Annotated in this window: 4 protein-coding genes; 3 read left to right on the plus strand and 1 reads right to left on the minus strand. The window is 56.4% G+C overall.

What is annotated here, in order from left to right; translation table 11 throughout:
• Positions 1–48: 48 nt before the first annotated feature.
• Both AABZ39_07095 and AABZ39_07100 read left to right on the plus strand, forming a co-directional pair.
• Entirely contained in the window at positions 49–1,422 is a 1,374-nt protein-coding gene (locus tag AABZ39_07095) for an aspartate aminotransferase family protein (protein MEK6794525.1), read from the plus strand.
• Between the two features lie 93 nt (positions 1,423–1,515).
• Positions 1,516–2,766 carry a Gfo/Idh/MocA family oxidoreductase gene (locus AABZ39_07100; GenBank protein ID MEK6794526.1) on the plus strand — a complete coding sequence of 417 codons (1,251 nt, stop codon included), beginning with the start codon at positions 1,516–1,518 and terminating at the stop codon, positions 2,764–2,766.
• 35 nt (positions 2,767–2,801) lie between these two features.
• Here AABZ39_07100 and AABZ39_07105 read toward each other — a convergent pair whose 3' ends face one another.
• Entirely contained in the window at positions 2,802–5,297 is a 2,496-nt protein-coding gene (locus AABZ39_07105; GenBank protein MEK6794527.1) for a family 20 glycosylhydrolase, read from the minus strand.
• Between the two features lie 146 nt (positions 5,298–5,443).
• Here AABZ39_07105 and AABZ39_07110 point away from each other — a divergent pair.
• The coding region (locus tag AABZ39_07110; protein ID MEK6794528.1) for an NAD-glutamate dehydrogenase domain-containing protein at positions 5,444–7,239 on the plus strand (1,796 nt) is incomplete at its 3' end.

The following is a 7,239-nucleotide window of genomic DNA, read 5'->3' on the forward strand; positions in this document are numbered from 1 at the left end:
AGCACACTGTGCATACAGCCGATACCGGCTGATCGAAAGGAGCATGCAATGGCCAAGTACGATCTCACCCCGAAAGATGTCCCCCCGGTCAAGACGAAATACCGCGTCATCAAGACCAGACTCCCGGTTCCCGAATCGCTCCCGATATTTGAGGACCTTGCCGACAGCGAACCGCAGTCGATGATGGGCCAGCCGCCGGTCATATGGGACAGGGCCGAAGGCTTTCAGATCCATGATAAGTGGGGCAATAAATGGATAGACTGGTCGTCGGGGGTGCTCATCACCAATGCCGGCCACGGCCGCAAGGAGATACGCGATGCGCTCAAGAAGGTCATCGATCAGGAACTTCTTGCCACCTATGTGTTCGTGCACGAGCGACGCCGCGACCTTACACGCATGCTGCAGAAACTCTCGCCGGACCCGAAGCATTATCACGTGTTCATACTGAGCACGGGAAGCGAAGCGACCGAGAACTGCATCAAGCTCGCAAAGACATACGCGCTTGAGAAGCATGGCCCGAAGAAGAAGTATTTCGTCTCCTTCAAGAACGCCTTCCACGGGCGCACGCTCGGCGCGCAGCTCGCCGGCGGCAATGACCGTCTGAAGAAATGGATAGTCGACGAGGGCAAGACGTTCATTCAGGTGCCGTTCCCCGACGGCTACAAGAACGAGAACACATCGTTCGATCTCTTCCTTAAAAGCATCGCCGACCAGGGCGTAACGCCGGAAGAGATAGCGGGCATCATGACGGAATCATATCAGGGCGTCGGACCGGATTTCCTGCCCGATGAATACGCGCAGAAGATGGAGACGTTCGCAAAGCAGTACGACATCGTCACTATTTACGATGAAGTGCAGGCCGGATTCGGCCGCTCGGGCAAGATGTTCACGTATCAGCATTACGGTGTAACGCCCGACCTTATCGCCTGCGGGAAAGGGATATCGTCCTCGCTCCCCATCTCGGCCGTCATCGGCAGAAAGGACATCATGGGCCTCTACCCTCCCGGCTCCATGACATCGACGCATTCAGCAAGCCCGCTCCCTGTCGTATCGGCGATAGAAAATCTGAAGCTCATCGAAAAGGAAAAGCTCGTTGAGCATGCCGCAAAGATGGGAGACATACTCATACCGGAGCTTCGCCGCATACAGAAAAAATATCCGTCCGTACTCGGCTGCACGCAGGGGCGCGGCCTCGTCGCCGGCATACAGGCGGTGAAGCCGGGGACGAAAGAACCCAACCCCGATCTTGCACAGGCGATAAACGAGAAATGCATGCACAAGGGGCTTCTCATGTTCGCACCGGTCGGCGTCGGCGGGGAATGCATCAAGATAGCGCCGCCGCTCATGATTTCGGAAGAGGCGCTTCGCGAGAGCATTGCCGTGTTCGAAGAAGCGGTGGATGAAGTGTGCAAAGGAAAATGAACGCAGAAAGAGCACCGGGTTTCAACCCGGTGTACGCTTTTGGAAAAGAACACGGGGCTGAAGCCCCGTGCACTCTGAACGAAAGGAAGCACCATGAACAAAAAACCATTTGACGTGACCATAGTCGGCGGGGGGATGATAACGAACGACCTCCTCCTCCCGTCCATCTATCAGCTCAAGCGCGACGGACTTGTAAAGAACATCAACGTTTGCGCGCTCAACAATCCGCCGCTTAAGGCGCTTGTGGAGAACAAGGAGAACACCGAGGCATTTCCCGGCCTTTCGTTCAACGCATATCCGTCACTATCCGATGATCCGAAGAAGAATTATCCTGAACTCTATAAGGAGGTCATTGCGAAAATGGAACCGCATAATGCGGTTGTCGTCGCCATGCCCGACCAGTTCCACTATGATGTCGTAAAGGTTGCCCTCACCCACGACCAGCATGTGCTCTGCGTAAAGCCGCTCGTGCTCAAATACGAACAGGCCGTCGAACTCGAACATCTCGCCCACGAGAAGGGGCTTTTCGTCGGCATCGAATATCACAAGCGATTCGACCGCCGTGCGCTCATCACACGCCGCGAATACGAGCGCGGGCGCTTCGGCAAATTCGTCATCGGCGAAGCGAAGATGATAGAGCCCTATTACTACCGTCATTCGAATTTCCAGAACTGGTTCACCTGCGATAAGACCGACCCGTTCGTCTATGTCGGCTGTCACTATGTCGACCTTGTCTATTTCATAACGCATCTCAAGCCCGTGGCGGTGTCAGTCACCGGCGTAAAGGGGAAATTCCCCAACGGGAACGAGGGCTATCTCTGGGCGAACGGGCGCGTGACCTTCGAGAACGGCGCGATACTGAACGTGACCGATGGGCTCGGCTATCCGGATGAGGCGGCAGGGAGCAATGAGCAGGGACTTGTCATGTATTTTGAATCCAAGGATCAATGCGGGTATATACGGCACGGCGATCAGTTCCGCGGTGTCGAGCATTCATATACCGATGGGAAGAAATTCAACTATGTGAACCCGGATTTCTACAAGCTCGTTCCATGGGAGGGCGACGGATATAAGCCGGTCGGATACGGCTTTGATTCGGTGGCTGCCATTCTCGGGACGGTCGGAATAATACGCGGCGCGGTGGACGGTATGGACGCGAAGAAGTCGCTCGCCGAACGCCAACGCATCATAAAGGATGTCGATGCGAAAGGCATTATCGCAACACCGGCGAATTCATCGATCAATGAACTCGTCGTCGAAGCGGCACGGCAGTCTATACTCAGCGACGGCGATGTTGTGAACATCACCTACGGCGACAGACCGCAGGTAAAGCCGCGCCACTAAACAGTTACCTTCGCACCCTGGAGAGGACCGCGCAGCTACGTACGCTTTACCCCGGTCATAGCGAGCAGCATGACAGCGGCATCAGTATCGCCCTCGGCGCGCATGTTCACCGACCGAATCATCTTCTTCGGGAATGGATTGAGCCATTCATACCCGTACGCAGTAATATCCGTACCGTTCTCATCCTTTTCCGCAATGAACGGATCGGCAAGGAATGTGGCGATATACCCCTCATGCCGGTATATGCTGTGCGTAAGCGGTTCGGCATACCGACGATGCATCGCCGCAATATTCCCGCCGTATTCTACCGGCACACGTACCTTCGATCCGTCGGCATAGATCACTTCATATGATGCGATCACCGCAAGATCGTTCCACGGTATGCGCTCCGCGTTCGCAAGCGCCGTGTGGACGAATACGATGCTGTCGAGCGTCTTGCCGATCTTTATCTGCGCATCGGAAGGGAAACGCCGCTCGCTCACTGCCTTCCCTTCCACCGCAGCCGCTTTACCGACCGTGAACGGTATGCCGAGAAACTTTCGTTTCCCGGAAGCCACCGGCGCCGAGACGCCCTGCAATGGTATCCTTGTGAACGACCGCTTCTCCGCCTGCGACGGCGCCGGGACAATGTTGAGCCGCGACCGTATACGCGGCAGCATCTTTGTGACAGCGGCATCATACGCACGCCGCATATCGGAACGATACATCCCTGACCAGAGCATGTTCGCTGAATAGAGGAGATCGTAGATCTTTCCTTCTCGCGCGAGCGTGTACATATTGTTCTTCACCCACGTCGAGACCTCACCGCCGACGATGCCCTTCTTCACGCGGCGCGTCTCAAAGCGCGGATAATGGCTGGAATACATATTCCCCATCATCACTTGAAACCCCTTCGACAGAAGACCATCCTCAAGGTCCTTATCCATATGGAAATACCAGATAAAATCGAGCATCACGATATCCTTCGGGATGCGGTCGATAGCCGGCGGCGTCTTATACGCGGTTATCGGCTGAAGCATATCGCTCCACATCATCATCCTTAGCCCTTTCTTTGCGAGATAGTCATGCATGCGTGTCACATGCATCGCGAAGAGATCGGCTGCATCCTTCCCCTTGCACCGCGGGCAGACGCCGATGGTGTACACCTCATCATGCCCCATATGCACATACTGCGACGGGCGAACCACATCGATGATCTCGTCGATGACATCGGCAATGATCTCATAGCTTTTCTCATTGGACGGACAGTAGCAGTGCGGATAGAATTCATCCGGGCGCGCATCCTCTTTCACGATATCGGCATTGTCAGCCGTACGCTCCGCGCGCTCGGCGATATCCGGATACGTCATCGTCAGATACTGCACATGACCGAGGGATTGTATCTCCGGTATCACCTCGAGACCGAAGCTTTTCGCATAGTCGACGATACCGCGCACGTCATCCTTGGAAAGCACACCGCCGTCGGCTATCATCGGACCGTGCGGCACGGGCGGCCATTCCCCGCTCGCAGCTTTTTTATTCGCATTCAACCACGCCTTGTTTATCTCCGGGCGCTTGTCGAACTGCATGCCGGCGGTTATCTGCAGGAATATCGTGTTGTAACGCATCGGCACGAGCACGGTGTCGATGAGGCGCTTCATGAACGGGATCTCCGCGCGCGAGGGAAGCCCCAGATGAATGCCCCGTATCTGCATCAATGGGTGGTCCTCTATCGTGCACGCAGGCACGGCACCATACGCGCGTATCAGCGACATGAGCGCATGCACGCCGTACACCAAGCCGCGTGGATCGCTCGCCGTCATACGGGCCGAGACGCCGTCGGAAACGATGGAAAATCCTTCCGGCAAAACGGCATCCGAACTGCCGATAAATATCCGCCCCGCATCCGGGGCGAACGAAGCAACGCGCAGCACCGGCAATGCAAGGCCGAACTCCTCTGCGATGGAATCCACGAAAAGACGTCCGACGGCGAAGGCATCATCAGTATCTTCCGTAAAGACGACGACGTCCTTTGTCCTGAGCTTCTTTTTCACGGCAGGGAACAGCGCCTTCACCGGCAGCGGGAACAGCGCAGGGGCAGGCAGCGTGTGGCCGGTGATGGAGCATTGCTTCATCACGATATTCCTGAACGCTGCGGAAAGCCGTACGATGAGATGCCGCGCTTCAATACCGATCACCGCGGTAATGACACCTTCATGGGATACGCCGTTCCCGACAGCATGAAAACCCTTCCCGTCGGTGGACGCGCGGACATGCATGGCCGCAATGCTGCCAGGCACATCCACGGCTATGGCGATGCGGTCGATGAAACACCGTTCACCGAGATCGATGCGTATATCGATGCCGATGTCGAGCACCGATGTCATTTTCCAGCCGATCGTCGCCCCTGAAAAAAGCCCGCCCTTCACGAACGATATCTTCCCCTTCGCGCCGCCGGCATCCGGGAAGAGGTCAGGGAACAATTCCTTTTTCGTACCGCGCCGATGATACGTATACGAGCCATCAAGCGCTGCAAGATCACCGAATATCATATGCTCCTCCGCACGTCATGGCGAATTCATATACCGGATATCGGATAATTGAAATACCGCCCGCCGCATGAAAATCCATACAATATGTGATATAATCCATTGAAGTGAAGCGTTCTGAGATTACTATTGACGGCATGGAGCACGGTATGAAAACATCATCTGCACTCGCACCGGGCGCTATCGCGGACGAACTTGCGTCCCTCGCAGAGCGCTCCGGCAGGAAAGCGGCATTTCTCCGTGCCGCCTTCGACCGGGCCCTCGCCGATTCTAGCTTCGACGAAAGGACGATACTCTCACGGCTCAAATGGCTCATGGACAGACGCGGCGATTCCGGCATAGCCCTCGGTGATATGCTCCCGAACGCTGCGGAAGGCGATATCGCATCCCATGTCGTTTCGCCCAAGGGCATCGTCATAGACTTCATCCATGCCCGGTCCGGACTCTCCCGAGATATGCTCCTTGCCGTGTACGATGCCATGCGCATCGGCTCCTACCGCAAGGACCGCTGGGAGGACTACTACAAGATCGATGATCTCTCCGAAGAGCGCATGCTCCAGGAGATGAAATGGTGGATAGTCGATCTCAAATTCCCGAAATATTATTTCGACACGACACCGCCGGAGAGCATAGCCGCGCAGATAGTCACGAATCGTTTCTACGAGATACAGGGCATCGATTCCGCCGCCTATACCGGGATGAAGCTCTCCTACACATCGCCGGACGGCACATCGATATACTGGGCGCACCGCGATGTCGCCCGCGAGGTAGAACGCGAGATAGAGGACACGTTCTCCAACGGATGGTTCGAGCTTGCCATGTACGTGCACGGCGACCTCCGGCTTTTCATCGTCGAAAAGGGCGATGCGAACACGGGGACATCGTTCGATGCCGTCATGACGCCGGCTTTCGTAAAAGGCAACGACCGCACGGAACGGTATCGATCGCTCTGGGAAAAGACAGCAGCCGCCAACGCCATGGTCATCGAGCGTTCTTCGAAATCGGAGACCGGTGAACAGCGCCTCATGATAGGCATGCCCGCACTCCACACCGGGCGATGCATATCCCCGGTCGCTCGAGCCATCGCACGCACGGGCGTCGCCCTCACACGCATGTATGCGACACGGTTCAGCGGGAAGTTCCCGATCATCGTCATCTCCTGTTACTCCTCCTCCGCATTCCCTGAAGCGATCGCACGGAACATTTCTGACGCGCGCCTTCTGCGCGAGAACGTCTTTACGCCGCTCGTCGATGCCGGTGAGCTCACGGCACCGGAAGCGCTCTTCATCAATGCCGCATCGTTCTTCGTCCATCAATTCGCCTCGGCGAACGACAGCGCCCTCGCGCTCCTTAAGCATCGTCTTGCCGGCGACGGCGAACTCTCCGAGATCATCACGACGATAAAGCGCCGCATGGACAAGGACCGCTTCGGGTATAACGCCATCGCCGATGCGTTCGCGGACAGGCCCGACATAATCAAGGAGCTCTTTGCGATATTCGCATCGCGCCTCTCCCCCGCCGGGAGCGGCGACGCAGCGCGGCTTACTGCTGCGTTCAGCGAGAAGCGCAGGGCCATGACGCTCTCGAACATGGAAGCAACGGTCATCGATACGGCGCTTCTCTTCCTTACGTCCATCGTACGGACGAATTTCTTCATTCCGGAAAAGAGCGCGCTCTCCTTCCGGCTCTCATCCGATTTCCTCGACGGCCTCGATTTCCCCGCCCGTCCGTTCGGCATATTCTTCGTCGTCGGCCAGGGCTTCACCGGGTTCCATGTACGCTTCACCGATATCGCGCGCGGCGGGATTCGCATCGTGCGTTCAGCGAACTATGACGATTATGTAAAGAACGCGAATAACACCTTCGAGGAATGCTTCAATCTCGCATACACGCAGAACAAGAAGAACAAGGACATACCGGAAGGGGGATCGAAGGGCATCATACT

It is taken from the genome of Spirochaetota bacterium (assembly GCA_038043445.1).
In the GTDB taxonomy this organism is placed as follows: Bacteria; Spirochaetota; Brachyspiria; order Brachyspirales; family JACRPF01; genus JBBTBY01.

What these genes read in the sequence shown, in the direction of transcription:
- AABZ39_07095 (MEK6794525.1), top strand. Translation starts at nt 49, where the DNA reads ATGGCCAAGTACGATCTCACCCCGAAAGATGTCCCCCCGGTCAAGACG.
- AABZ39_07100 (MEK6794526.1), top strand. Translation starts at nt 1,516, where the DNA reads ATGAACAAAAAACCATTTGACGTGACCATAGTCGGCGGGGGGATGATA.
- AABZ39_07105 (MEK6794527.1), bottom strand. Translation starts at nt 5,297, where the DNA reads ATGATATTCGGTGATCTTGCAGCGCTTGATGGCTCGTATACGTATCAT.